The sequence below is a fragment of the Pseudomonas sp. LSJ-87 genome, assembly GCF_032971465.1.
Classification (GTDB): domain Bacteria; phylum Pseudomonadota; class Gammaproteobacteria; order Pseudomonadales; family Pseudomonadaceae; genus Aquipseudomonas; species Aquipseudomonas putida_Z.
Genome location: NZ_JAWJYQ010000019.1, coordinates 84538 through 110570, shown reverse-complemented (window position 1 = coordinate 110570; position 26033 = coordinate 84538). Strand labels below are relative to the sequence as shown.

Genomic DNA, 26033 nt, shown 5'->3' with positions numbered 1-26033 from the left:
GCAAGCCGGCTCCCACAGGTATTGCACTGCTCCTGAGGCTGGTGCAGTCCCTGTGGGAGCCGGCTTGCCGGCGATGAGGCCGGAACAGGCCCCCACAGGTACGGCCTGTCAGCGCTGCTCGATCGGCACGAACTGGCGCTGCTCGACGCCGACATACTCGGCGCTCGGGCGGATGATGCGGTTGTTGGCGCGCTGCTCGAAGACGTGCGCAGCCCAGCCGGTCAGGCGCGAGCAGACGAAGATCGGGGTGAACAGCTTGGTCGGGATACCCATGAAGTGGTACGCCGAGGCATGGTAGAAGTCGGCGTTGGGGAACAGGCGCTTCTGCTCCCACATGGTCTTGTCGATGGCTTCGGAAACCGGGTACAGCACCTTGTCACCCACTTCGTCGGCGAGCTGTTTCGACCAGCCCTTGATCACCTCGTTGCGCGGGTCGGACTCTTTGTAGATGGCATGGCCAAAGCCCATGATCTTGTCCTTGCGCTCGAGCATGCGCAGCAGCTCGGCAGTGGCTTCCTGCGGGTTCTGGAAGCGCTCGATCAGCTCCATCGCCGCCTCGTTGGCACCGCCATGCAGCGGGCCGCGCAGCGAACCGATGGCGGCGGTTACGCAGGAGTACAGGTCGGAGAGGGTCGAGGCACAGACGCGGGCGGTGAAGGTCGAGGCATTGAACTCGTGCTCGGCGTAGAGGATCAGCGACACGTTCATGACCTTGACGTGCAGCTCGCTCGGCTTCTTGCCATGCAGCAGGTGCAGGAAGTGGCCACCGAGGGTGTCTTCGTCGCTGGTGCAGTCGATACGCACGCCGTCGTGGGTGAAGCGGTACCAGTAGCACATCACCGCCGGGAACAGCGCCAGCAGGCGGTCGGTCTTGTCACGCTGGGCCTCGAAGGTCAGTTCGGGTTCCAGGGTACCCAGCACCGAGCAACCTGTGCGCATCACGTCCATCGGGTGGGCGTCACGCGGGATGCGCTCGAGCACTTCCTTCAGGGCTTGCGGCAGGTCACGCAGGCCCTTGAGCTTGCGCTTGTAGTCGGCCAGTTCGGCTTTGCTCGGCAGCTCGCCGTACAGCAGCAGGTAGGCGACTTCTTCGAACTCGGCACCCGCGGCCAGGTCACGCACGTCGTAACCACGGTAGGTCAGCCCGGCACCGGCCTGGCCCACGGTCGACAGCGCGGTCTGGCCGGCCACCTGGCCGCGCAGGCCTGCGCCACTGAGTACTTTTGCTTCGGCCATGGTGTTTCTCCTTTCTTGAACTTGTTATGGATTCTTTCTGGCTAATTCGGGGGTGGCTGTATCGGCCCTATCGCCGGCAAGCCAGCTCCCACAATGCCTTGCACAGGGCTCGAACCTTGTGCGGTACCTGTGGGAGCCGGCTTGCCGGCGATGAGGCCCTCACAGGCTCAACCTTTTTTCTGGGCAAACAGCGCATCGAGGCTCTGCTCGAAGGCGTGGTAACCAATGGCATCGTAGAGCTCCATGCGGGTCTGCATGGTGTCGATCACGTTCTTCTGCGTGCCGTCGCGACGCAGCGCGGTGTACACGTTCTCGGCCGCCTTGTTCATGGCGCGGAACGCCGACAGCGGGTACAGCACCAGCGACACGTCGACCGAGGCCAGCTCTTCAGTGGTGTACAGCGGCGTGGCGCCAAATTCGGTAATGTTGGCCAGGATCGGTGCCTTCACCCGGTCGGCGAAGGTCTTGTACATCTGCAGCTCGGTGATGGCTTCCGGGAAGATCATGTCGGCACCGGCCTCGACGCAGGCGGCGGCGCGGTCCAGGGCGGCGTTCAGGCCCTCGACGGCCAGGGCATCGGTACGCGCCATGATCACGAAGCTGTCATCGGTACGGGCATCGACTGCGGCCTTGATGCGGTCGACCATTTCCTGCTGGCTGACGATTTCCTTGTTCGGGCGGTGGCCGCAGCGCTTGGCGCCGACCTGGTCCTCGATATGGATGGCGGCAGCGCCGAACTTGCTCATCGAGCGCACGGTACGGGCAACGTTGAAGGCAGAGGCGCCGAAGCCGGTGTCGACATCCACCAGCAGCGGCAGGTCGCACACGTCGGTGATGCGGCGCACGTCGGTGAGTACATCGTCCAGGCCGCTGATGCCCAGGTCCGGCAGGCCCAGCGAACCGGCGGCGACGCCGCCACCGGACAGGTAGATGGCCTTGAAGCCGGCGCGCTTGGCCAGCAGGGCATGGTTGGCGTTGATGGCGCCAACCACCTGCAGCGGATGTTCAGCGGCAACGGCGTCGCGGAAACGCTGACCGGGGGTGCTCTTCACAGTCATTTCTCACCTCGTGGGCTGTTGTTGTGGGCGTCCAGGTAGTGACGCTCGATATTGCGCTTGGACGCGCCGATGTGGCGGCGCATCAGGAGTTCGGCCAGCTCGCCGTCACGGTCGGCGATGGCATCGAGAATGCGGTGGTGTTCGGCAAAGGCCTGGCGTGGCCGGTTGGGCGTGGCGGAAAACTGGATGCGGTACATGCGCACCAGCTGGTACAGCTCGCCGCAGAGCATCTTGACCAGGGTCTGGTTACCGCTGCCCTGGATGATCCGGTAATGGAAGTCGTAGTCGCCTTCCTGCTGGTAATAGCCCAGGCCGGCCTGGAACGCGGCATCGCGCTCGTGGGTGTCGAGCACCCGGCGCAGTTCGTCGATGTCGGCCTGGCTCATGCGTTCGGCGGCAAGGCGGCAGGCCATGCCTTCCAGCGATTCGCGAATTTCGTACAGCTCGATCAGTTCGGCGTGGTTGAGCGACACCACCCGCGCCCCCACATGCGGCACGCGCACCAGCAGGCGCTGGCCTTCGAGGCGGTGGATGGCCTCGCGCAGCGGCCCGCGGCTGATGCCGTAGGTACGCGCCAGCTCCGGCTCGGAAATCTTGCTGCCGGGGGCGATATCGCCCTTGACGATGGCCGCCTGGATGCGCCGGAAGACGTTTTCGGACAAGGTTTCCGTTTCGTCTGCCAGCACCGGGCTGGGGGTGGATAGGTCCTGCATATTGTCGACACCTTGCAAATCTCTTTGCCGGAAATTAGCTAATTCGATCGCTGCAGTCAAAGACAAAATGAATATTGTCGACAATCGTCTAAGAACGAACTAATGCCAGCCCGGTGCTGTCAGAACGCGCACCGCTGGCGTCAAGGCGCCGGCGTGATAGAATGCCGCGCCTCCGATGGAGTATGGATAGCCTGTCTGTCATCCATTCATGCTGCTGACAGATGAACGAGGAAGCTTGCGCAGTCGCTGCCAGTCGCCTTGCCCTGAACACGGCTCTGAACATGGCTTTGAAAACAGCCCCGAACCTTGCACTGCACCGCGCCAGGAATATGAGACTTACACCCGCATTATTGCTGCTCTGCCTCACCCTGCTGCCGGCCCTTGGCCAGGCCGCAGGCAAGACCGTGTACGGTCTCAACGAATATGCACGCCTGGGCGACCTGGACCTGGAAGTGGCCGCCAAGCTCGACACCGGCGCCAAGACCGCGTCGCTCAGCGCCCGCGACATCAAGCGTTTCAAGCGCAACGGCGAAAGCTGGGTGCGCTTCTACCTGGCCATCGACGCCGCCCATTCGCACCCCATCGAACGCCCGCTGGCACGCGTAAGCAAGATCAAGCGCCGGGCCGGCGACTATGATGCTGAATCGGGCAAGGCCTACACCGCGCGCCCGGTCATCGAACTTGAAATCTGCATGGGCCAGGCCATGCGCACCATCGAAGTCAACCTCACCGACCGCAGCGCCTTCCAGTTCCCGCTGCTGATCGGCTCCGAGGCGCTCAAGCACTTCGACGCGCTGGTCGACCCAAGCCTTAAATACGCGGCCGGCAAACCTGCCTGTGCCACCGACGCTCCCAAAGCAGAGTAATCCCGATGCGCTCTCTTACCCTCCATCTGAAAGTCCTGATCACCGTGCTGGTGCTGTTGGGCGTGGCGGTCACGGCTTATCAGATCTTCGTACTCGGCATCCCGGTAACCGAGGATGAAACCGACGACCTGTGGAACATCGACGCCAAGGTCGAGTTCGTGGCCAGCACCAAGGACCCGGTCAAGGTGCAGATGTTCGTGCCACCGCTGAACCGCGACTACGTCAGCCTCAACGAGAGCTTCATCTCCAACAACTACGGGGTGAGCGTCAACCGTGCCGACGGCAACCGCAAGGTCACCTGGTCGGCCCGCCGCGCCAGCGGCAACCAGACCCTCTACTACCGCCTGGTGCTGACCAAGCGCTACAGCAACGAGAAGACCACGGTCAAAGGCCCGACCTTCCGTGACAGCCTGGCAGTGGAAGGCCCCGAGAAGATCGCCGCCGAGGCCCTGATGGCGCCGATCCGCCAGCACTCGGCCGACGTCGAGACCTTCGTCAGCGAGACCATCAAGCGGGTCAACAACCTCAACGACGACAACGTCAAGCTGCTGCTGGCCGGCGACACCACGGCCATGAAGAAGGCCCAGGTCATCGACCTGCTGCTGTCGATCGCCCACGTACCGATGGAGAAGGTGCACACCATCCGCCTGGTGGCCGACACCCCGCAAACCCCGGAACTGTGGCTGCGCAGCTTCAACGGTACCGACTGGCTGTACTTCAACCCGGACACCGGCGAGCAGGGCCTGCCCAGCGATCGCCTGCTGTGGTGGACCGGTGACGACAACCTGATCACCGTCGATGGCGGCAAGAAGGCCAACGTTACCTTCAGCATGAACAACAGCGAGATGAACGCCATCCGCCTGGCCAAGCTGACCGACGAAAATACCGACGCCGACTTCCTCGAATATTCGCTGTACGGCCTGCCGCTGCAGACCCAGCAAACCTTCATGATCATGGTGATGATCCCGATCGGTGTGCTGGTGATCCTGGTGCTGCGCAACCTGGTCGGCCTGCAGACCCTGGGTACCTTCACCCCGGTACTGATCGCCCTGGCCTTCCGCGAGACCCAGCTTGGCTTCGGTATCGTGCTGTTCACGGTAATCACCGCCCTGGGCCTGTCGCTGCGCTCGTACCTGGAACACCTGAAGTTGCAGATGCTGCCACGCCTGTCGGTGGTACTGACCTTCGTCGTGGTACTGATTGCCGCCATCAGCCTGTTCAGCCACAAGCTGGGCCTGGAGCGCGGGCTGTCGGTAGCGCTGTTCCCGATGGTGATCCTGACCATGACCATCGAGCGCCTGTCCATCACCTGGGAAGAGCGTGGCGGCGGCCATGCCATGAAAGTGGCCATCGGCACACTGTTCGCCGCTTCCCTGGCGCACCTGTTGATGATGGTGCCGGAGCTGGTGTACTTCGTGTTCACCTTCCCGGCCGTGCTGCTGATCCTGGTGGGCTTCATGCTGGCGATGGGTCGCTACCGCGGCTACCGCCTGACCGAGCTCGTACGCTTCAAGGCATTCCTGAAGAAGGCTGACGCCTGATGTTTGGCCTGATCAAGACGTGGAAAGCCCTGGAGGCCCGGGGCATCATGGGTATCAACCGGCGCAACGCGGACTACGTGTTGAAGTACAACAAGCGCCACCTGTACCCGATCGTCGACGACAAGATCATCACCAAGGAGCGTGCCCTGGCGGCCGGCATCCATGTGCCGGAAATGTACGGCATCATCGAGACCGAGAAAGAGATCGAGAAGCTCCACCAGATCATTGGTGGGCGTAGCGATTTCGTCATCAAGCCGGCGCAGGGCGCCGGTGGTGACGGCATCCTGGTGATCGCCGACCGCTTCGAGGACCGCTACCGCACGGTGTCCGGCAAGATCATCAGCCACGAGGAAATCGAGCACCAGATCTCGAGCATCCTCACCGGCCTGTACTCGCTGGGCGGGCACCGCGACCGTGCGCTGATCGAGTACCGGGTCACCCCCGACCAGATCTTCAAGAGCATCAGCTACGAAGGCGTGCCGGACATCCGCATCATCGTGCTGATGGGCTACCCGGTGATGGCCATGCTGCGCCTGCCGACCCGCCAGTCCGGCGGCAAGGCCAACCTGCACCAGGGCGCCATCGGCGTGGGTGTCGACCTGGCTACCGGCGTGACCTTGCGCGGCACCTGGTTGAACAACATCATCAGCAAGCACCCGGACACCACCAACGCGGTGGATGGCGTGCAACTGCCGAACTGGGACGGCTTCATGAAGCTGGCCGCCGGCTGCTACGAGCTGTGCGGCCTGGGCTACATCGGTGTCGACATGGTGCTGGACCAGGACAAGGGGCCGCTGATTCTCGAGCTCAACGCCCGCCCCGGCCTGAACATCCAGATCGCCAACGACTGCGGCCTGACCCAGCGCACCCACGCCATCGAGGCGCACCTGGAAGCACTGGCCAAGGATGGCATCAGCGAAGATGCCGAACAGCGCGTGCGGGTATCGCAAGGCTTGTTCGGGCACGTGCACCCGCGCTGAAATCGCCGAGGCTGCTGCGCAGCCCTATCGCGACACAAGGCCGCTCCTACAGGATCACGCGATCTCCTCTAGGAGCGACCTTGTGTCGCGACAGGGCCGCAAGGGCGAAACACAGTGCTTGAATGTCGCCACAAAGCTAGGCGCATTTCCTGCACAGGTCTACAATCGCCCTCCTCGCTTTTACATCGCCGTCCACACTGATGCCGACCTGTACGCTCCACCCCCTGCCCTACCAGCCCGACCCTGCCGCCTATTTCGCCCGCCTGCGCCAGGCCCCCGGTGCGATCCTGCTGGACAGCGCCCGCCCCGGCGCCGAACGCGGGCGCTTCGACCTGCTCAGCGCCTGGCCGCTGCAACACCTGCAAGCGCAGCCCGACGAAGATGGCCGCACCTTCCTCCAGCGCCTGCGCGCCAGCCTGGCACGACTGGGCCATGCGCAGCTGCCCGCAGGCAGCGAGCTGCCGTTCGCTGGCGGCCTGATCGGCTACCTGAGCTATGACTTCGGCCGCCGCCTGGAACACCTGCCCAGCCTGGCCGTGGACGACCTTGGCCTGCCGGACGCGCAACTGGGCCTGTATGCCTGGGCGCTGGTGACCGACCACCAGTGCGCGACCAGCCAACTGGTGTTCCACCCGAGCCTGCCCGACAGCGAACGGGAACGGCTGATCGCCCTGTTCGAAGGTGTCGACAACGCGGAAAGCGGCAGCTTCCAGCTACTCGCGCCGATGGCCGGCGACCTGCAGCCCGAGCAGTACAAGGCCGCCTTTGACCAGGTGCAGCACTACATCCAGGCCGGCGACTGCTACCAGATCAACCTTACCCAGCGCTTCCGCGCGCCCTGCCAGGGCGACCCGTGGCACGCTTACCAGGCCCTGCGCAAAGCCTGCCCCACCCCCTTCTCCGGCTACCATCAACTGGCCGACGGCAGCGCCCTGTTGAGCTTTTCGCCCGAGCGCTTCATTCGCGTCAGCCAGCGCCAGGTGGAAACCCGGCCGATCAAGGGCACCCGCCCGCGCGCCAGCAACCCGGCAGAAGACCTGCGCAATGCCGAGGAGCTGCTGCACAGCCCCAAGGATCGCTCGGAAAACCTGATGATCGTCGACCTGCTGCGCAACGACCTGGGGCGTACCTGCGAGATCGGCTCGGTGAAGGTGCCCGAGCTGTTCAGCCTGGAGAGCTACCCCAACGTGCACCACCTGGTCAGCAGCATCACCGGCCAGCTGGCCAGCGATAAAGACGCCCTGGACCTGATCGGCGACAGCTTCCCGGGCGGCTCGATCACCGGCGCGCCAAAGATCCGCGCCATGCAGATCATCGACGAACTGGAGCCGGCACGCCGGGCGCTGTACTGCGGCTCACTGCTCTACGTGGATGTGCGCGGCGAGATGGACAGCTCGATTGCCATTCGCAGTCTGCTGGTCAAGGGTGGACAGGTCAGCTGCTGGGGCGGCGGCGCGGTGGTGGCCGACTCCGAGTGGCAGGCCGAATATGAAGAGTCGATTGCCAAGGTGCGGGTGTTGATGGAGACCCTGCAAGGCTTGTGATCGGCGGCGCCTGCTTCGCGGGCTCGCCCGCTCCCACAACTGGCAGATGTGCGCTGTACCTGTGGGAGCGGGCGTGCCCGCGAAGCAGGCGCCACCGACTCCAAGCCCGCCTACCCCGCCATTTTTTGTTACCATCACCTCACTACGAGCGCACAGCGCCACAGCCACGATGGAAACCGCCTGATGAGCCAACCCTTCGACGTCGCCGCACTGGCCGCGACCTATGCCAACAAGTCCCCGCAGGACATCCTCAAGCTTGCCTTCGAGCACTTCGGTGATGACCTGTGGATCTCCTTCAGCGGCGCCGAGGATGTGGTGCTGGTGGACATGGCCTGGAAGCTGAACAAGCAGGTCAAGGTGTTCAGCCTCGACACCGGTCGCCTGCACCCGGAGACCTACCGGTTCATCGACCAGGTCCGCGAGCAGTACAACCTGCCGATCGAAATCCTCAGCCCCGACCGCGCCAAGCTCGACCCGTTCGTCAAGGAAAAGGGCCTGTTCAGCTTCTACAAGGACGGCCACGGCGAGTGCTGCGGTATCCGCAAGATCGAGCCGCTGCGTCGCAAGCTGGCCACCGTGAGCGCCTGGGCCACCGGCCAGCGTCGCGATCAGAGCCCGGGTACCCGCAGCCAGGTGGCGGCAGTGGAAATCGACAGCGCCTTCTCCACCCCCGAGCGCACCCTGTACAAGTTCAACCCACTGGCACAGATGACCAGCGAGGAAGTGTGGGGTTATATCCGCATGCTGGAGCTGCCGTACAACAGCCTGCACGAGCGCGGCTTCATCAGCATCGGCTGCGAGCCCTGCACCCGCCCGGTGCTGCCAAACCAGCATGAGCGCGAAGGGCGTTGGTGGTGGGAAGAGTCGACGCAGAAGGAATGCGGGTTGCACGCGGGCAACCTGATCAGCAAGGCATAACACAGCTGGGGCCGCTTCGCGCCCCAATCGCCGGCAAGCCAGCTCCCACAGGAACATCACAAGCCTTCAGGCAACGGTAATCCTGTGGGAGCTGGCTTGCCGGCGATTGGGCCGCAAAGCGGCCCCCTGCAATTCTAGATCAGTGCACCGGCAGCTCGACGCCTTCGAACAGGTCTTCCAGCTCCTGCTTGTTGTGGCACTGGATGGCCTTGGCCATCACTTCACGGGTCAGGTGCGGGGCGAACTTCTCGATGAAGTCGCACATGAAACCACGCAGGAAGGTGCCGCGGCGGAAGCCGATCTTGGTGATGCTGGCTTCGAACAGTTCACTGGCATCCAAGGCCACCAGGTCGCTGTCGAGCTTGGTGTCCACCGCCATCTTGGCGACGATCCCCACGCCCAGCCCCAGGCGTACATAGGTCTTGATCACGTCGGCGTCAGCGGCGGTAAACACCACTTTCGGCGTAAGGCCGCGGTGGTTGAACGCTTCGTCCAGCTTCGAGCGGCCGGTGAAACCGAACACGTAGGTAACGATCGGGTATTCGGCGACCGCTTCCAGAGTAAGCTTTGGCAGCTTGGTCAACGGATGGCCCTGCGGCACCACCACGCAGCGGTTCCACTTGTAGCACGGCATCATGATCAGGTCGCCGAACAGCTCCAGCGCCTCGGTGGCGATGGCGAAGTCGACCGTACCGTCCGCGGCCATTTCGGCAATCTGCATGGGCGAACCCTGGTGCATGTGCAAGGACACTTCCGGGTACTGCTTGATGAAGTTGCTGATCACCGGCGGCAAGGCATAACGCGCCTGGGTGTGGGTGGTGGCGATGGACAGCGTGCCCTTCTTCTCGTTGGAGAATTCCTGGGCAATCTGCTTGATGCTTTCGACCTTGCGCAGGATTTCGCCAGCGGTATTGATGATGCGCTCACCGGCCGGGGTAACGCGGGTCAGGTGCTTGCCGCTGCGGGCAAAGACTTCAACACCCAGCTCATCCTCGAGCAGGCGGATCTGCTTGCTGATACCTGGCTGGGAGGTATACAGGCTCTGCGCCGTCGCGGAGACGTTGAGGTCATGGTGCGCCACTTCCCAGATGTAGCGCAGTTGTTGAAGCTTCATAGGTTCCCCTCGGTTCAGCGATGAGTCAGCGGCAGCAGGCAGCGACGATATATAACTATATTAGTGGTTCTGGAAATAAATCTAGAACTATTTTGTTACATACCCCCGGAAATGGCCTACGGCCATCTTCATGCTTTCCTACGCCCCAAATGCTGCGCCAGCGGCACCATGTACACCGGTACCGGCGACAGCTGCAGCAGCCGCACCGCCGTGCGCCCCAATGGCACATCCACGCCGGCGCCAGCACTGTGGCTACCGAAAATCAGCAGATCGACGCTCAGCCGCTGCGCCTGGTCGAGGATCACCTGCGCCGGGTCGCCCTGGCGCACCCGCACCGCCTTTATCACCGCCAGGTCGGCCTCCTCGCCCAGTTCGTCGCGAAAGTTTTCCAGCACACGCTGCTCGATATTGGCCATCACCGTGTTCACCCCCTGGCTGTGCAGCTGGTCGAGCGTCTGTTCATCGAGGTAGCTTTGCAGGAGAGATTCAGCGAACTGGCCCATGGGCTCTACCGCATGGATCACATACAACTCGGCGCCGAATGTGCGCGCCAGCGCCAGCGCGTGTTGCATGACAAAAGGGGCGTAGACACCGAGGTCGGTGGCGTACAGCATGGAGTGGATCATTCGACCTCCTTGACTGCCGCTGCGGCAGAGCAAGCTTCAGCTTAGCAGCGCGCCGGACGCACGCTTTGCCGTCCGGCGCGCTGCTGGTGCGGGCTGGAGGGCCCCGGCGGGGCCAGAGCCACCCTCAGCGGGGCTGTTCGCCCCGGTCGATGAACGCCAGCGCCTGGTACAGCATCTCCATGCGAGGCAAGTGGCAGCCTGCCGCACGCGCCTGCGCCAACGGCTCGGCATAGATGGCCTGCAGCTCCAGCGGGCGCTTGTGGACATGGTCGTGGTACATGCTGGGCCAGTAGTCGGGCATGCGCTCGGTCACCTGGAACAGGTGCTCGGCATACCCCTCGGGCAACACATGGCCACACGCCGCCGCCCCCTGCACCACCTCGGCCATCAGGGTCTGAATCAGGGCGCGACCATGACTGTCGGCCATCAGCGGCGTGGTGCTGGCGCCGAGCAGCACCGACAGGCCGTTGTAGGGCACGTTCCACACCAGCTTCTGCCAGCGTGCCTGGGCCAGGTCGGGCATGGCCTGCGAGTCGATGCCCGCAGCCCGGAACAGCTCCGCGCCTTCATTGACCAGCGCGGCACCGCCATCGTTGGCCAGCCCGCTGTGGTAGCCGAGGTTGACCGCGCCCAGGGCCTGGTGGCGGATCACGCCGGGCGCCTGGCGGTTGACACAGATGAAACACAGGCCGCCGAGCAGGTGCATGTCGCTGCGCAAGGCCGGGCGCAATTGCTCCTCCACGCCCAGGCCGTTCTGCAGCAGCACCACCTTGGCGCCCGGTGCGGCCGCCTGCACGATCAGCGGCGCCAACTGGTCATTACTGGTGGCCTTGGCCCCCACCAGCAGCCAGTCGCAAGGCGGCATGTCGGCGGCACTGGCATAGGCCTGCACCTCTATCTGCAAGTTGCCATGCACGGCACTGTCCAGGGTCAACCCCTGCTCGCGGACAACCTCGTACTCGCTGCGCAACAGAAAATGCACATCGAAGCCGGCCCGGGCCAGCATCAACCCATAGAAGCCGCCGATGGCGCCACTGCCGATGATGCCGATACGTGGTGTGTGCGGATGCATGCCGATCTCCAGGTAAAAGTCAGCCCTCTTTTTACACAGGTTGCGCAGCGCTGGGCAGCCCATGCACGGCAAACACCTGCCATCTCGGAAAAACCCCACACGGACTGGGCCCAGCCCATTGTCGCGCCACCTGTAACGCGCTAAGGTTCGGCTCCCCGCTGCGATTATTCTTGCTGCTGGGCCGCACGGGGATAGTTGGCGGCCGGCACCCGTGACCTGACGAGTAACACGATGGCTGATTTACCGATCGATGACTTGAACGTTGCCTCCAACGAGACCCTGATCACCCCCGATCAGCTCAAGAAGGAAATCCCCCTCAGCGCCAAGGCCCTGCAGACCGTGACTGCCGGCCGCGAAGTGGTGCGCAATATTCTCGACGGCAAGGACCATCGCCTGTTCGTCGTGGTCGGCCCTTGCTCGATCCACGACATCAAGGCCGCCCACGAGTACGCCGAGCGCCTGAAAGTGCTGGCCGAGGAAGTGTCCGACACGCTGTACCTGGTCATGCGCGTGTATTTCGAAAAACCGCGCACCACCGTCGGCTGGAAAGGCCTGATCAACGACCCGTACCTGGATGACTCGTTCAAGATCCAGGATGGCCTGCACATCGGCCGCAAGCTGCTGCTGGACCTGGCCGAAATGGGCCTGCCGACCGCCACCGAAGCGCTCGACCCGATTTCCCCGCAGTACCTGCAGGACCTGATCAGCTGGTCGGCCATCGGTGCCCGCACCACCGAATCGCAGACCCACCGCGAGATGGCTTCGGGCCTGTCCTCGGCGGTCGGCTTCAAGAACGGCACCGACGGCGGCCTGACCGTTGCCATCAACGCCCTGCAGTCGGTGTCCAAGCCGCACCGCTTCCTCGGCATCAACCAGGAAGGCGGCGTGTCGATCGTCACCACCAAGGGCAACCCGTACGGCCACGTGGTACTGCGCGGCGGCAACGGCAAGCCGAACTATGACTCGGTCAGCGTCGCCCTCTGCGAGCAGGACCTGGCCAAGGCCAAGATCAAGGCCAACATCATGGTCGACTGCAGCCACGCCAACTCCAACAAGGACCCGGCCCTGCAACCGCTGGTGATGGAGAACGTCGCCAACCAGATCCTCGAAGGCAACCAGTCGATCATCGGCCTGATGGTCGAGAGCCACCTGAACTGGGGCTGCCAGTCGATTCCGAAGAACCTGGACGAGCTGCAATACGGCGTGTCGATCACCGATGCCTGCATCGACTGGTCGGCTACCGAGAAGACCCTGCGCAGCATGCGTACCAAGCTGAAGGATGTGCTGCCGCAGCGTAAGCGCGGCTGATGCAATAAAAGGCGGGGCCGCTTCGCGCCCCATCGCCGGCAAGCCGGCTCCCACACGTACGGCGAAACGCTTTAAATGTGGGAGCTGGCTTGCCGGCGATGGGGCGCGAAGCGGCCCCGCTTTTTTTTTACAGAATCAGACCTTGCTCGAATGCCGCTGCTGGCGCTCCATGTAGCGCTCCACGTACGAGCAGGACGGAATCACCGTGTAGCCCATCTGTTCAGCGTACTCCAGGGCCCGTTCGGTCAGGGCGGCAGCAATCCCGCGGCCACGCAGGGCGTTGGGTACGAAGGTGCGATAGATGTCCAGCGTCTGCTTGCCCAGGTCCATATACGTCAGATAGGCACGATGACCGTCCACGTTGGTCTCGAACTGATGACCGGCCTGGTCATGGTGGATGGTCAGCGCTTCGCTCATCACTACTCCTCGCAGGTCTTCTCGGCAGACCCATACCTTAACCGATGGTGGTTTATCCGGCACAGAATCCTCTACGCCACCTGTTGCCCCCTTCGACCACTGGACGATTGCAATCGTTCGGATCCTCTGGCACTCACAAGATAGTAGGCGCCGCAGGCGGGATTGCTCAAGGTGGTGGCGGTTAAAAATGGCGAAAATGCAGCCAGATGCCATTCTTGGCAACGCGCCAGGCGGCCACCGGATGTACTAGGGCTTAAGACGCCGAAGGACAGTTAAAGTCACCCTTAGTTCAACAAAAAAGTTCCTGTACTACAGTCGCTTGCGAACCCTGTACGTTTTTTTCACAGGCGTGTCGCAAATCTTGTCGGAAAGGCGTCAAGCAACATTTTTTTTGCAGTTCTTGCGCTTAGTCAGTTTACTTACTACAAGTAATGGGTACTATGTACGCCGGCCAGTTTCTCTTTTCCGAGAGATGGCTATTTAATAGAAAGTCCTTGAAGGGGAACACGATGAACAACGTTCTGAAATTCTCTGCTCTGGCTCTGGCCGCAGTTCTGGCTACCGGTTGCAGCAGCGTATCCAAAGAAACCGAAGCTCGTCTGACTGCGACTGAAGACGCAGCAGCTCGCGCTCAAGCTCGTGCAGACGAAGCCTACCGTAAGGCTGACGACGCACTGGCAGCCGCTCAGAAGGCTCAGCAGACCGCTGACGAAGCCAACGAGCGCGCTCTGCGTATGCTGGACAAAGCCAGCCGCAAGTAATAATCCTCACGGATTGTTATGGAGCCGACCCACTTGTGGGTCGGCTTTTTTATTGCCTGCGCACAAGGCAAACGCGCCAGGCAGAAACGAAAAGGCCTGCACTAAGGCAGGCCCGGGTGTGTCGCAATTACCTTACTGCAGTTCGGGCGGAATGCTCGAAACCATCGGTGCGCCACCCTGGTTTTCGGTCGGCACGGCAATTTCCACTGGCATGCCATCTTCCGCGGCCACCACGTCACGCACCATGTCCCAGTTCATGCGTAGGTTATTGGCCAGGTCTTCACGCTTGAGCAAGGCGTTGATAACAGCAGTGTGTTTATCGACCACCGACGGATTACCCTGGTCGTCCAGCGGCGTGTGCGCCTCCAGATAGACCTTGCCGCCACTGATACCAAACTTGTAGGGCTCGTTGATGATGCGCACCGGCGTACCCACCGGCACCATCTTCGACAGTTCCAGCACGTTGTTGTTGAGCATGCGGAAGCAACCGTGGCTGGTACGCATGCCAATGCCGAACTTCTTGTTCGAACCATGGATCAGGTAGCCCGGCACGCCGAGGGTGAACTTGAACGGCCCCAACGGGTTGTCCGGGCCGGCCGGCACCACGCTCGGCAGGATGTCGCCGTCAGCCGCGTGCTCGGCACGGATCGATGCTGGCGGGGTCCAGGTCGGGTTCGGCGTCTTGGCGGTGATCTTGGTATTGGCGATCGGCGAACCCCAGCCTTCACGGCCAATGCCCAGCGGGAAGGTATGCACCACGTTCTGCCCTTTCGGGAAGTAGTACATGCGGTATTCGGCCAGGTTGATGACGATGCCCTCGCGCGGGCCCGGCGGCAGGATGTAGCGGGTCGGCAGGATGATCTCGGTGCCGGCACCTGGCAGCCATGGGTCCACGCCCGGGTTGGCGGCGATCATTTCCAGGTAGCCGAGGTCGTTGGCAGTGCCGATATCGGCGAACGTGTCCTCGTACTTTGCCTTGATCACATGCACCTGGCCGATGATGTCTTCACCGGGTGGTGGCAGTGGCAGCTCCAGCGCAGCAGCGGGGCCTGCTACCAGCAGGGCGGCCAGGGACAGGCTACGGGTGACGGCAGGAAAGCGCGGCAACATCCGGTAAATCCTTCGAAAGGTGGGTCAAGAGAATCGATTGTACACCTGCGCCGATGCAAGCGGGAGGCATTGGCGCCATGCAAGCGTTCCAGATGATGAAAGGCGCGGTGTTCAGGCGCCCTGCAGCTCCGGCCACACCGGGCGCATGCCGCGCCGCTGGGCATCGAGGATGGCGCGGCACAGGTCGCACAGGCGGCCGTCGCGGTAGATCGAGCGCGCCACCCCCGACCAGCGCGGTTGCGCCGGCAGCAGGCCCCCACACAGAGTGCGGTCGGCCGGTACGCCCAGCTCGAGCTGGCGGGCCACGAGGTGGACGCGGATTTCCTGGCAGGCGAACAGGTCGAGCTGCTCATCAGGCTCGATCAGTTGGTAGGCATACAGGGACCAGGCAGGGCGCGGCATCGGTGGCACTCGAAACGGGGGGCGCAACATTAGCCGAAAGCCGGCGCCGTTTAAAGCGTCACAGCAAGGGTTTTATCGCCGGCCAGGCATTTTCCAGCAGGCGCTGCTGGGCAGCCTGGGCCGGGTGAATGCCATCCGCCTGCATCAACTCAGGCACGCCCCCTACCCCCTCGAGGAAAAACGGCACCAGCGGCACCTGTTTTTCTGCCGCCAGCTGTTCATACACCTGGGCGAACGCGGTGGTGTAGCGCACGCCATAATTGGGTGGCAGGCGCATGCCCAGCAGCACCACCTTGGCACCGGCCTTGCGCGAACTTTCGATCATCGAGGCAAGATTTTGTTGCAATTGCGCTGGCGACTGCCCGCGCAGGCCATCGTTGCCGCCCAGCTCCAGCACCACCAGGCTCGGCTTGTGCGCTGCAAGCAGCGCCGGCAGCCGCGCCTGGCCACCTGCACTGGTGTCGCCGCTGATCGATGCATTGACCACTTTGTCGTCGAAACCTTCATCCCGCAGGCGGGTCTGCAACAGGGAGACCCAGCCCTGGCGGGTATCCAGGCCAAAACCGGCGCTGATACTATCGCCGACAACCAGCAGTGTTCCCGCCGCCGCGCTCTGGGCCAGGCAATACAGGGCCAGACCGGCACTCAACCACCACACTCGCATCGGATTCTCCATGGGCCCCAGCATTCTCGTTGCGCAGAACCTTAGCAAAGTGGTCCCCAGCGCGGAAGGTGACCTGACCATCCTGCACGCGCTGTCCCTCGACCTGGCCCAGGGCGACAGCCTGGCCATCGTCGGCGCCTCGGGCTCGGGCAAGTCGACCCTGCTCGGCCTGCTCGCCGGCCTCGACCAGCCCAGCGCCGGCAAGGTCATCCTCGCTGGCCACGACCTGGGGCCGCTGGATGAAGACCAGCGCGCGCGGGTGCGCGCCGAGCATGTGGGCTTCGTGTTCCAGTCGTTCCAGCTGCTCGACAGCCTCAACGCCCTGGAAAACGTCATGCTGCCGCTGGAGCTGGACGGCCGCCGCGACGCCCGCGAACACGCGCGCACCCTGCTCGAACGGGTCGGCCTGGGCAAGCGCCTGAGCCACACCCCGCGCCAGCTTTCGGGCGGCGAACAGCAACGGGTGGCCATTGCCCGTGCCTTCGCCGCGCAACCGGCAGTGCTGTTCGCCGACGAACCCACCGGCAACCTCGACAGCCACACCGGCGAGCGCATCAGCGACCTGCTGTTCGAACTGAACAAGGAACGCGGCACCACCCTGGTGCTGGTTACCCATGACGAACGCCTGGCCCGGCGCTGCCGCCGCCAGATCCGCCTGGATGCGGGCCGCCTGGTGGCCCCGGTGGAGGCCTGATGAACCACATGCCGCTGTCTCGCCTGTGCGGCCTGGCCCTGCGCCAGTTGCTGCGCGACATTCGCGCCAGCGAAGTGCGCGTGCTGTTCTTCGCCCTGCTGGTGGCGGTCGCGGCCAGCACTGCCATCGGTTATTTCGGTGCCCGCCTCAACGGCGCCATGCAGCTGCGCGCCAGCGAGTTCCTCGGTGCCGACCTGGTACTGCAGGGCAGTGCCCCGGCCCGCGACCAGCAGATAGAAGCCGGCAAGGCGCTTGGCTTGCGCCACGCCCAGGTGGTCGAGTTCACCAGCGTGGTCGGCGGCGACAACGGCATCCAACTGTCCAGCGTCAAGGCTACTGATGGTGCCTACCCGTTGCGCGGGCAAGTGCGCAGTGCCGCGGCGCCCTATGCCGCAGAAACCCCGGGCGGCGGCCCGGCACCTGGCGAAGCATGGGTCGAACCACGCTTGCTGGCGGCACTGGGGCTGAAGGTTGGCGACAGCATCGACGTGGGCATGAAGACGCTGCGCATGAGCCGCGTACTGACCTACGAACCGGACCGCGCCAACAACTTCTACAGCCTTACCCCACGAGTAATGATGAACCTGGCCGACCTGCAGGCCACCGGCGTGATCCAACCGGGCAGCCGGGTCACCTACCGCGACCTGTGGCGCGGCGATGCCGAAGCGTTGGCCCAGTACCGCGGGGCGTTGAAAAAGGACCTGGCCGCCAACCAGCGCCTGCGCGACACCCGCGATGGCAACCAGCAGGTCGGCGGCGCCCTGGGCAAGGCCGAGCGCTACCTGAACATGGCCAGCCTGGTGGCGGTGCTGCTGGCAGGCGTCGCCGTTGCCCTGTCGGCCAGCCGCTACGCCGCACGCCGCCTGGACGCGAGTGCCTTGCTGCGCTGCCTGGGCCTTTCGCGCCGCCAGGCACTGGGCCTGTACTGCCTGCAATTGGCCATGCTCGGCCTGGTCGCCGCGCTGGCCGGCGCCCTGCTCGGCTGGCTGGCCCAGCTGGGCCTGTTCCGCCTGCTGCATGGCCTGCTGCCAAGCGTGGTGCCTGCAGGCGGCATCGTCCCGGCCCTGGCCGGCATCGCTACCGGGCTGGTGGCCCTGGCCGGCTTCGCCCTGCCGCCAATTGCCGCGCTGGGCCAGGTGCCGCCGCTGCGCGTGCTACGCCGCGACCTGCTGCCGATACCGCCCAGCAGCTGGCTGGTGTACGGCGCGGCCCTGTTCGCCCTGGGCCTGATCATGTGGCGCCTGAGCCTCGACCTGCTGCTCACCTTCGCCCTGCTAGGTGGCGGCCTGGTCGCCGCGCTGCTGCTCGGTGGCCTGCTGCTGCTCGGTTTGCGCAGCCTGCGCCAATTGCTGGCCGGGGCCCCGCTGACCTGGCGCCTGGGGCTGGGCCAACTGCTGCGCCACCCCATGGCCGCTGCCGGCCAGGCCCTGGCCTTCGGCCTGATCCTGCTGGCCATGGCCCTGGTCGCCCTGCTGCGCGCGGAACTGCTCGACACCTGGCAAGCGCAGCTGCCCAAGGATGCACCCAACCATTTCGCCCTGAACATCCTGCCGGATGACCGTGAGCCCTTTGCCCAACACCTGCAGCAGGTCAATGCCACCTCGGCACCGCTGTACCCGGTGACACCCGGCCGCTTGGTGCGCATCAACGAGCAACCGGTGCAGCAGGTGGTCAGCAAGGATTCGGCAGGCGAGCGCGCCGTGCAGCGCGACCTCAGCCTGACCTGGGCAGCCGAACTGCCCGAAGGCAATGCACTGACGGGCGGCAACTGGTGGCAGGCGTTGCCCGCCGAAGATGAAATCCCCGGTGTGTCGGTGGAGGCGGAACTGGCCAGCAGCCTGAAGCTGCAACTGGGCGACCTGCTGACCTTCGACATCGGCGGCCAGCAGCGCCAAGCCCGGGTCAGCAGCCTGCGCAGCGTGCACTGGGACAGCTTCCAGCCGAACTTCTACATGATCTTCCAGCCCGGCACGTTGCAGGGGCTGCCGACCACCTACCTGACCAGCTTCTATCTGGCAGCGGGCCATGACCTGGATGTGGTGGCGCTGTCACGGGCATTCCCGGCGGTGACCATCCTGCAGGTGGACGCCTTGCTCGATCAGCTGCGCAGCATCCTCGCCCAGGTGACCTTGGCGGTGGAGTATGTGTTGCTGTTCGTGCTGGCAGCCGGGTTGGCGGTGCTGTTCGCTGGCTTGCAGGCGACGCTGGACGAGCGCATCCGCCAGGGCGCCTTGCTGCGTGCGCTGGGCGCGGCGCGGCCATTGCTGGTCAAGGCGCGGCGGATCGAGTTCGGCTTGCTGGGTGCGGCCAGCGGCTTGCTGGCGGCGGTCGGGTGCGAGCTGATTACCCTGGTGCTGTACCGCTATGCCTTCGACCTGCAATGGAGCCCGCATGTGTGGTTGCTGCTGTTGCCGCTGGCAGGGGCGCTGCTGGTAGGTGGTGCGGGGGTGCTGGGGACGCGGCGGGCGTTGAATGCCAGCCCGTTGGCGGTCTTGCGGGAAGGGTGAGACTTACCTGTCAGGGCCCTATCGCCGGCAAGCCAGCTCCCACCTCGACCGCAGCGGCCTCGAGCCATGCGCTATCCCTGTGGGAGCTGGCTTGCCGGCGATAGGGCCACAACAGGCAACATCAGATCACTGCCCGTAGCTGATGCTGTTCACATACCAGGTCGCTTCACCGGTAGGCGTATGCACCACCACCTCATCACCCTCCTCCTTCTTCAGCAGGGCACGAGCCATGGGCGAGTCGATCGAGATGTAGTCATTGCGCCCATAGATCTCGTCATACCCGACAATGCGAAACTTCATGGTCTCGCCCTCGTCGTTCTCGATCTCCACCCAGGCACCGAAGAACACCTTGCCCTCCTGCTGCGGCGAGTAGGCCACCACCTTCACATCTTCAAGACGCTTGCGCAGGTAACGCACCCGACGGTCGATCTCGCGCAGCAGCTTCTTGTTGTACTGGTATTAGGGCCCCAGATCAAAACATACTATTAACAGGGCTAGTCCTCGTAGGATGGCCCGACGATACAAACGCTCCAGATCATCTTCGGTTCGCTTCGTCGTAGATCAAAGCAGAAGCTACCTAGCTTCGGTGCGGTTACGCCGGCTTAGCGACAGCCCTGGGTTGGAGGCGATCAGTACGGCCCGCTCTGTTTTTGGACCGTAAGTAGCCAATTTGTAAGCCCCTTATTGCTGGTCATAAATGAGTGTCTGTGGGCAACTTGATGCTTCCCCAGAGTGCCACCGCGATCATCATCGCCATCAGCAAAAGCATTACAGGAGCGCCCTGAGCGCTCAACACAATGGCCGCAGCAAATGGACCTGCGGCCTGTGCGAGAAGCATGGGCCGCGCCAGTGCTCCCATCCGTGCGCCATATCCCTGGGGGCCAAAAAGCACCAACGGCAATGTGCCTCGGGCGATGGTCAGAATCCCCATTCCCGCGCCGTAAAGTGCCGCTCCAGGAAATGCCAGCCAAGGCACACCAGGGATAAACAGGCAGATGCCGATGAGGCTTACCATCACACCGACGCGAGCCGACCAGCTCGGATGAAGATGCCGGGCAATCGAAAATTCCAGCACCCTGGCAACCACCTGGGCCGGTCCAATGACCATCCCGACTGCCAACACCGTGACCGTTGGCAGACCCAGTTGCTTGAGCGCCGTGAGCAGGTGAACAGACAGGCTGGCCATGACGAAGGCGACTACTGTCAGCAGCCCTGCAACAAGCCAGAAAAGGCGGCGGCTACGTTCATCGAGCGTCACCGACGCCAGGTCTTCCGAGGTTGACTCTTTTCCTGAGCCGAGCGGTTTCGGCACCGCCAGCCAATGAACAGGTAAGCCAACCACAACATGTATCGCAGCAAGTACCAAGCAGGTATCCCGCCAGCCTATCCATGACTCCAGTGCCGCCAACGCGGGCCATCCAACAGTACTGGCAAAGCCGCCAATCAAGGTCAGCCCCGTTATTGCACCCCGCGCACGCTCTCCCAGCAACGTCCCCAGAGTTGCAAATGCCGCGTCATACAAACCCGTGGCCATGGCTACGCCAAGGAGCGACCAAGCCAGGTAATAGAGCCACAGAGAGTTGGCCATCGACATCACCGTGAGCCCAGCACCCAGCATCAGCGAACTGAAAACAAGGACCGAGCGCCCGCCGCGGCGATCAATCAGTCGGCCAGCCAGCGGAGAGCAAAGGCCAGCAACCAGCATGCCCCAGGACAGTCCGCCCACGACAAACGATAGAGACCAGCCCGTATCGCGAGCAATTGGACCTGCCAGGACCGCCGGCAGGTAGAACGTCGACGCCCAAGCCAAGATCTGGGTGATGCCCAAGGTGAACACTAACCGAGCGCGACCCACGTTGGCTGGCAGGAGCTGTTCATGTCGAGTCACGGCAGTCCTTGTTATGGTTGTTAGTAACAACCAATGTAGTCGACGGAGCTCTGAAAGGTCAATCTGATGACCGGTCAGTTGACGAGCGCGCTCATCGCCCATATTGTTGCAGGTAACAACTAACTGGAAATGACATGCTGAACGAGCACAACGACGACCTTAGCCGTGATGCTGAAGACCTCTACGAAGCCCTGAACCAGCTGGTGCGCGTCTACCAGTTCAGGGATCGCGATCGCATCTGCTGCTATGACGTATCCGTCACCCAGTGCTACGCCATCGAGACCTTGGTGAAGCAGGGACCACTACGTCTGCAGGCCCTGGCCGAGGAAATGTTCCTGGACAAGAGCACGGCTAGCCGTGTCGTCGATACGCTGGAACGCAAGGGGTATGTCTCCCGCGTGGAAGATCCGGAAGACCGTCGTGCCGTGCGGGTCCAGGCTACCGAAGCCGGTGCCGACCTGTATGAGCGCATCCGCGATGACCTCATCAATGAAGAAAAGGCGATGATCAGTTGCATGGCACCGGAAGTACGCCAGGGAGCCCTGACGCTCCTGCGGCAGCTGACCCGCGCTGCTGAGGTACGTTGCGGCTTGGCAAACGAGAGTTGCTCAGCGAAGCCGCAAGAATAATGAGGGGGAGATCCCCCTTTTTTATCTAAATTGTTGTTACTACCAACTTAAAAAGGAAGCCAGATGCACATTCGCCCCGCTCAGCTCGGTGATGTTCAGGCCATCGCCGAGATTTACAACCAAGGGATCGATGACCGTAGCTCTACGTTTGAGACCCAGCCTCGGACCGCCATGGATGTACAGCCCTGGGTTGCCGATATGTCTCGCTTCCCGGTGCTGGTCGTCGAGCTAGACGGCGCAGTAGTGGCGTGGGCAAACCTGAGCAGCTACCGGGCGCGCTCCTGCTATGCCGGCATCGCTGATTTCTCGATTTACTTACGGCGAGATGTCCGTGGGCGTGGCATCGGCAAGGCACTGCTGAACGCACTGTTGAGCGAAGCAGAGGCACGGGGCTTCTGGAAAGTCCTTTCCCGCATTTTCACCTTCAACGAAGCGAGCCTTGCGCTCTGCCAGTCCTGCGGTTTCCGGAAGGTCGGCGTCTATGAAAAACACGCATGCCTTGAAGGACGCTGGCTTGATTGCGCCATCGTTGAACGAGTCTTCCCCTCCAACCAACCTGACACAGGAGAACGAGCATGAGCCAATCTGATCTTCCCATCGTAATCATCGGCGCCGGCCCCGTGGGGCTGGCGGCTGCTGCGCACGCAGTGGCCCGGGGTATGAACCCACTCATTTTTGAAGCAGGCGGCCAGGCTGGAGAAAGCATTAGCCAATGGGGCCACGTCAGCATGTTCTCGCCCTGGGAATACAACGTAGACAAGGAGGCTGCAAAGTTACTGTCGGCAACGGGCTGGCAAGCGCCTGATTCCGACACGTACCCCACAGGTCGTGAACTGCTGGATCACTACTTGCTCCCGCTAGCTGAGCTGCCAGTCATCAAGGAACGACTTCATCTGAACTCTCGCGTCACTGCTGTGACGAAAGTCGGCGCTGATGTGCAGAAAACCAAAGGCCGCGAATCTGCCGCGTTCCTGGTGCGTGTTAAAGGGCCAAAGGGTGAGCAAGACATCCAAGCTCGCGCAGTCATCGATGCCTCGGGCACGTACGAGACCCCGAACTGGATGGGCGCATCCGGCATCCCGGCATTGGGAGAGTTGAACGCCAAAGCGCATATTGCCTATGGGATTCCCGATGTCAGCGGCAATGCGCGCGATCGTTATCTCGGGCGCCGAGTGCTGGTTGTAGGTGGCGGACACTCGGCATTCAACGCTCTTCAGGATCTGGTCCAACTGCCCGGTACCCAGGTTTCGTGGGCTATTCGCGGACACTCGCTAGATAAAATTCTGGGTGGTGGTGCCAATGACAAATTGGCCGAGCGCGGCAGCCTGGGTCTGCGAATCCGTGCATTGCTCGAACAAGGAAAGATCTCGCTACACCAGGACATCTCCATCAGCCAGGTCGACACGACCGAACAGGGGCTGGTCGTGCACAGCAATGGCCAAGCTCTGCCAGAGGTGGATGAGATCATCGTCGCCACTGGCTTCCGCCCTAATCTGCAGCTTCTGGGCGAGCTACGACTGGCTATCGACCCGGCTACACAGAGCCCTGTTCAGTTGGCCCCGTTGATCGACCCGAATGAGCACAGCTGCGGTACCGTTCGCCCCCATGGCATCGATGAGCTCTCTCATCCCGACGAAGGCATCTTTATCGTAGGCATGAAGAGCTACGGTCGTGCTCCGACATTCCTGATGATTACCGGGTATGAGCAGGTGCGCTCAATCATGGCCGGGCTTGCAGGCGACTGGGAAGCGGCACGGCGTGTCGAGCTCGAACTGCCTGAAACCGGTGTCTGCAGCCTTCAGTTCGAGGAGCAAGATGAAGCTTCCAGTTGCTGCGCACCCAAGCCCACTACTCAAACCAGTTGCTGTGCATCACCGGAACCCCTGGCAACGCCTTCAGCCCAAAAGTCGAGCTGCTGCACACCGGCAAGCCGCGCATAACCCCATGCTCTGAGACTGCTCTTTCGCCCTGCACGAGTTCAAATCGTGCGGGGCGAAGTGGACAGGTGAGGCAATCGCCTATCGCTCAAGTGCTCAAGCAGCCGCGGCATCAGGTATGCCGCATCAGCTCCAACACCTCGCAGGGTCGCCGAGGCAAAATTCCTTTGCTTGGGCAGACCCACGAAGTACAAGCCAGGCACCTGAATTGCCACGCCGTTTCGCTGTAGCGTACGCCCGTGCCGGTCAACGACTGGGAGCTGCGCCAGAAACTCCTGGTTAGGGCGAAATCCTGTTGCGAATATCAGCGCGTCAATCTGGGTGCTGCTTTTGTCTGGCCAAATCACACCGTCGGGCAGTACCTGCTGGAACATGGCTCTGCGCTGAAGTCTGCCGCTGCTCAGTGCCTTTCGGTACTTGCCGGTGTCGAGCACTGGAGTGCTTTGATCACTCAACCATCGTGTTTGCTCCAACCCGGTGAATTTCAGCCAGGCATGAAAATCGAGTCCAAGAATCCGCTGAGGGAAGAAGCGGATCTTCTCGCGGGTAGCCAGCACTACCTGTGCAACGCCGGCAAGCTCATAGGCAATCTGAACAGCCGAGTTCGCTGCCCCCACAACGACAACACGCTGGCCGGCAAAGGCCTCAGGTGTTCGATAAGCCGAGCTATGCAGACAGTGTCCTGAAAAGTTCTCCAGCCCAGGAATGTCAGGCATGAAAGGACAGCTGAAGCCCCCTGATGCCACTACCACAGCACGCGCAGTGAAAGTCGCTCCGTTGGCGGTGCGAACCTCAAATGCCTTTTCCTTCTGTACGACCGCCACCACTCGGGTACCGCCCTGGAAAGGCAACTGAAACTCGGCGGCGTATGCCTCCAGGTACTGCACCACATCGTCTCGCAGCGGGTAGCCCTTGGGATCGCCAGGAAACGCCCGCCCCGGCAGCGCAGAGTACTCAGCTGGTGAGAACAGCTGCAGGCTTTCGTAGTAGTTACGCCAGTTCCCGCCAAGGGATGCCTGCTCATCCAAGATGAGGAACTCCAAGCCGCGCTGCTGCAAATGCCAGCCAGTCGCCAAACCTGCTTGCCCACCACCGATGACGACCACATCCAGAACGCGATTCGAATCATTCATATGTGCGCACTCATGCATATATAAGGGCAAAAAAAAGGCCGGCCTACGGACAGCAGAGCGAAACCAGACCTTTGGTTCGCTGGAGCAGACCCTCCAGACGCTCGACGATCGCCTCGCCATTTACTTCATAGAACACCTGCCTGCCCACCTTGGTAGCCTTCACGATCTTGGCGTCATGCAATACCTGCAGGTGCCTGGAGATCACCGAGCGCTCCTGTGGCAGCTCTTTGGCGATTTCGCCGACATCAGCCCGGCCGAGCAAAAGCACGCGCTTGAAAACCGCGACTCTGGAAGGCTCGCAAAGCGCTTTGAAGAAGGCCTCGTCCAGCGACTCGATGGCGGCGTCGATGGTTTGAGCACGGAGATTTTGGTTGATCGTCATGCGGTCAATATATGTGCATAAACGTGCACATGTAAAGCCACCCATCATCGAGGGCTTGCGATACATTCGGAAAAGCGTATATTCGAAAAACCATATACGCGCAGGGTACCAAGTGATGACTGGCAAGATCCGCGTCCTGTTTGTTTGCACCGCGAACGCCGCTCGCTCCCAGCTCGCCGAAGCTTTGCTCCGACACACAGACCCTATTCACTTCGAAGCCTTCAGCGCAGGTACCCAGCCTGGCCAAGTCGATCCGCGCACCTATGAAGCCCTCGAATATCTCGATATCGATACCAAGGCTCTACGCAGCAAGTCCATCGATGAGTTCGCAGGGGAGCGGTTCGACTACGTGATTACGCTGTGCGACAAGGCAGCCCATGAGTGCCTTACGTTGCCTGCCTTCGGCGAGGTTCTGGCGTGGAACTTCGAAGACCCTGTCACCAGTGACCAACACGATGCCTTCCGACACACGCTTCACGAGATTCATGAGCGCATCAAGATGTTCGTCCTGGTGAAAACCAAACACTGAGAAT

Annotated in this window: 26 protein-coding genes and 1 pseudogene; 13 read left to right on the top strand and 14 right to left on the bottom strand. The window is 62.5% G+C overall.

Translation table 11 applies throughout. The annotated features are described in order from the left end of the window. Positions 1-108: 108 nt before the first annotated feature. The 3 genes from prpC to RYH74_RS12825 all read right to left on the bottom strand — a co-directional run bounded on the left by prpC (position 109) and on the right by RYH74_RS12825 (position 3007). Entirely contained in the window at positions 109-1236 is a 1128-nt protein-coding gene (gene prpC / locus RYH74_RS12835; RefSeq protein WP_075044544.1) for a 2-methylcitrate synthase, read from the bottom strand. A gap of 167 nt (positions 1237-1403) precedes the next feature. Continuing rightward, a complete protein-coding gene (gene prpB / locus RYH74_RS12830; RefSeq protein WP_003259689.1) occupies positions 1404-2294 on the bottom strand; it encodes a methylisocitrate lyase in 891 nt (296 codons plus the stop codon). After that, the gene (locus RYH74_RS12825; protein ID WP_025338439.1) at positions 2291-3007 is read right to left on the bottom strand and encodes a GntR family transcriptional regulator; all 717 of its coding nucleotides are present in this window, start codon (positions 3005-3007) and stop codon (positions 2291-2293) included. Before RYH74_RS12825 ends, prpB begins: the two co-directional genes overlap by 4 nt. Positions 3008-3336: 329 nt before the next feature. On the opposite strand from RYH74_RS12825, the gene RYH74_RS12820 reads away from it, so the two are divergent. From RYH74_RS12820 to RYH74_RS12800, 5 genes are all read left to right on the top strand, one after another. Next, entirely contained in the window at positions 3337-3873 is a 537-nt protein-coding gene (locus RYH74_RS12820; RefSeq protein ID WP_025338438.1) for an ATP-dependent zinc protease, read from the top strand. Between the two features lie 5 nt (positions 3874-3878). Continuing rightward, positions 3879-5414, top strand: coding sequence for an inactive transglutaminase family protein (locus RYH74_RS12815; protein ID WP_025338437.1), 1536 nt, complete (start codon positions 3879-3881; stop codon positions 5412-5414). Beyond that, entirely contained in the window at positions 5414-6394 is a 981-nt protein-coding gene (locus tag RYH74_RS12810; RefSeq protein ID WP_025338436.1) for an alpha-L-glutamate ligase-like protein, read from the top strand. Before RYH74_RS12815 ends, RYH74_RS12810 begins: the two co-directional genes overlap by 1 nt. 200 nt (positions 6395-6594) lie before the next feature. Continuing rightward, positions 6595-7938: an aminodeoxychorismate synthase component I gene (gene pabB, locus RYH74_RS12805; RefSeq protein ID WP_317409504.1), complete on the top strand. Its 1344-nt coding sequence runs from the start codon at positions 6595-6597 to the stop codon at positions 7936-7938. 183 nt (positions 7939-8121) lie between these two features. Then, positions 8122-8856, top strand: a complete 735-nt coding sequence (locus tag RYH74_RS12800) for a phosphoadenylyl-sulfate reductase (RefSeq protein ID WP_015269712.1) — start codon at positions 8122-8124, stop codon at positions 8854-8856. 139 nt (positions 8857-8995) lie between these two features. Here RYH74_RS12800 and cysB read toward each other — a convergent pair whose 3' ends face one another. The 3 genes from cysB to RYH74_RS12785 all read right to left on the bottom strand — a co-directional run bounded on the left by cysB (position 8996) and on the right by RYH74_RS12785 (position 11668). Next, positions 8996-9970 carry an HTH-type transcriptional regulator CysB gene (cysB, locus tag RYH74_RS12795; protein WP_013971904.1) on the bottom strand — a complete coding sequence of 325 codons (975 nt, stop codon included), beginning with the start codon at positions 9968-9970 and terminating at the stop codon, positions 8996-8998. Between the two features lie 128 nt (positions 9971-10098). Next, complete coding sequence (locus tag RYH74_RS12790) at positions 10099-10596, bottom strand: universal stress protein (protein ID WP_015269711.1); 498 nt, start codon at positions 10594-10596, stop codon at positions 10099-10101. Positions 10597-10720: 124 nt separating this feature from the next. Further along, entirely contained in the window at positions 10721-11668 is a 948-nt protein-coding gene (locus RYH74_RS12785) for a putative 2-dehydropantoate 2-reductase (protein ID WP_317409503.1), read from the bottom strand. Between the two features lie 231 nt (positions 11669-11899). Here RYH74_RS12785 and RYH74_RS12780 point away from each other — a divergent pair, with 231 nt between their 5' ends. Then, positions 11900-12976 (top strand): 3-deoxy-7-phosphoheptulonate synthase, encoded by a 1077-nt coding sequence (locus tag RYH74_RS12780; protein WP_025338433.1) that lies wholly within the window; start codon positions 11900-11902, stop codon positions 12974-12976. A 135-nt stretch (positions 12977-13111) separates the two neighbouring features. On the opposite strand, the gene RYH74_RS12775 is transcribed toward RYH74_RS12780, so the two are convergent. Continuing rightward, positions 13112-13393 (bottom strand): GNAT family N-acetyltransferase, encoded by a 282-nt coding sequence (locus RYH74_RS12775; protein WP_025338432.1) that lies wholly within the window; start codon positions 13391-13393, stop codon positions 13112-13114. Between the two features lie 509 nt (positions 13394-13902). Here RYH74_RS12775 and oprI point away from each other — a divergent pair. After that, entirely contained in the window at positions 13903-14154 is a 252-nt protein-coding gene (gene oprI / locus RYH74_RS12770) for an outer membrane lipoprotei OprI (protein WP_003259780.1), read from the top strand. Positions 14155-14286: 132 nt separating this feature from the next. On the opposite strand, the gene RYH74_RS12765 is transcribed toward oprI, so the two are convergent. The 3 genes from RYH74_RS12765 to RYH74_RS12755 all read right to left on the bottom strand — a co-directional run bounded on the left by RYH74_RS12765 (position 14287) and on the right by RYH74_RS12755 (position 16330). After that, positions 14287-15264, bottom strand: coding sequence for a L,D-transpeptidase family protein (locus RYH74_RS12765; RefSeq protein ID WP_003259779.1), 978 nt, complete (start codon positions 15262-15264; stop codon positions 14287-14289). Between the two features lie 111 nt (positions 15265-15375). Next, the gene (locus RYH74_RS12760; RefSeq protein ID WP_025338431.1) at positions 15376-15666 is read right to left on the bottom strand and encodes a hypothetical protein; all 291 of its coding nucleotides are present in this window, start codon (positions 15664-15666) and stop codon (positions 15376-15378) included. Between the two features lie 58 nt (positions 15667-15724). Further along, positions 15725-16330, bottom strand: a complete 606-nt coding sequence (locus RYH74_RS12755; RefSeq protein ID WP_025338430.1) for an arylesterase — start codon at positions 16328-16330, stop codon at positions 15725-15727. Positions 16331-16340: 10 nt separating this feature from the next. On the opposite strand from RYH74_RS12755, the gene RYH74_RS12750 reads away from it, so the two are divergent. Then, entirely contained in the window at positions 16341-17024 is a 684-nt protein-coding gene (locus RYH74_RS12750; protein WP_016714756.1) for an ABC transporter ATP-binding protein, read from the top strand. Next, positions 17024-19531, top strand: coding sequence for an ABC transporter permease (locus RYH74_RS12745; protein WP_317409502.1), 2508 nt, complete (start codon positions 17024-17026; stop codon positions 19529-19531). The genes RYH74_RS12750 and RYH74_RS12745 overlap by 1 nt, the downstream gene beginning before the upstream one ends. 126 nt (positions 19532-19657) lie before the next feature. On the opposite strand, the pseudogene greB reads toward RYH74_RS12745, so the two are convergent. Both greB and RYH74_RS12735 read right to left on the bottom strand, forming a co-directional pair. After that, positions 19658-19990 (bottom strand): annotated as a pseudogene (gene greB, locus RYH74_RS12740) (transcription elongation factor GreB); the annotation flags it as partial. 232 nt (positions 19991-20222) lie between these two features. Continuing rightward, complete coding sequence (locus RYH74_RS12735; RefSeq protein WP_135192582.1) at positions 20223-21419, bottom strand: MFS transporter; 1197 nt, start codon at positions 21417-21419, stop codon at positions 20223-20225. 134 nt (positions 21420-21553) lie between these two features. Here RYH74_RS12735 and RYH74_RS12730 point away from each other — a divergent pair, with 134 nt between their 5' ends. From RYH74_RS12730 to RYH74_RS12720, 3 genes are all read left to right on the top strand, one after another. Next, positions 21554-22048, top strand: a complete 495-nt coding sequence (locus RYH74_RS12730; protein ID WP_110994191.1) for a MarR family winged helix-turn-helix transcriptional regulator — start codon at positions 21554-21556, stop codon at positions 22046-22048. Positions 22049-22111: 63 nt separating this feature from the next. Then, positions 22112-22627, top strand: a complete 516-nt coding sequence (locus RYH74_RS12725; RefSeq protein ID WP_051096008.1) for an arsinothricin resistance N-acetyltransferase ArsN1 family A — start codon at positions 22112-22114, stop codon at positions 22625-22627. Beyond that, the gene (locus RYH74_RS12720; protein ID WP_110994190.1) at positions 22624-23988 is read left to right on the top strand and encodes an NAD(P)-binding domain-containing protein; all 1365 of its coding nucleotides are present in this window, start codon (positions 22624-22626) and stop codon (positions 23986-23988) included. The genes RYH74_RS12725 and RYH74_RS12720 overlap by 4 nt, the downstream gene beginning before the upstream one ends. A 38-nt stretch (positions 23989-24026) precedes the next feature. Here the strand turns inward: RYH74_RS12720 and RYH74_RS12715 are convergent, their stop codons facing one another. Both RYH74_RS12715 and RYH74_RS12710 read right to left on the bottom strand, forming a co-directional pair. Continuing rightward, positions 24027-25118, bottom strand: coding sequence for a flavin-containing monooxygenase (locus RYH74_RS12715; RefSeq protein WP_110994189.1), 1092 nt, complete (start codon positions 25116-25118; stop codon positions 24027-24029). Between the two features lie 43 nt (positions 25119-25161). Beyond that, a complete protein-coding gene (locus RYH74_RS12710) occupies positions 25162-25500 on the bottom strand; it encodes an ArsR/SmtB family transcription factor (RefSeq protein WP_110994188.1) in 339 nt (112 codons plus the stop codon). A gap of 115 nt (positions 25501-25615) precedes the next feature. Here RYH74_RS12710 and RYH74_RS12705 point away from each other — a divergent pair, with 115 nt between their 5' ends. Next, the gene (locus RYH74_RS12705) at positions 25616-26029 is read left to right on the top strand and encodes an arsenate reductase ArsC (protein WP_110994187.1); all 414 of its coding nucleotides are present in this window, start codon (positions 25616-25618) and stop codon (positions 26027-26029) included. The last annotated feature ends 4 nt before the right edge of the window (positions 26030-26033 follow it).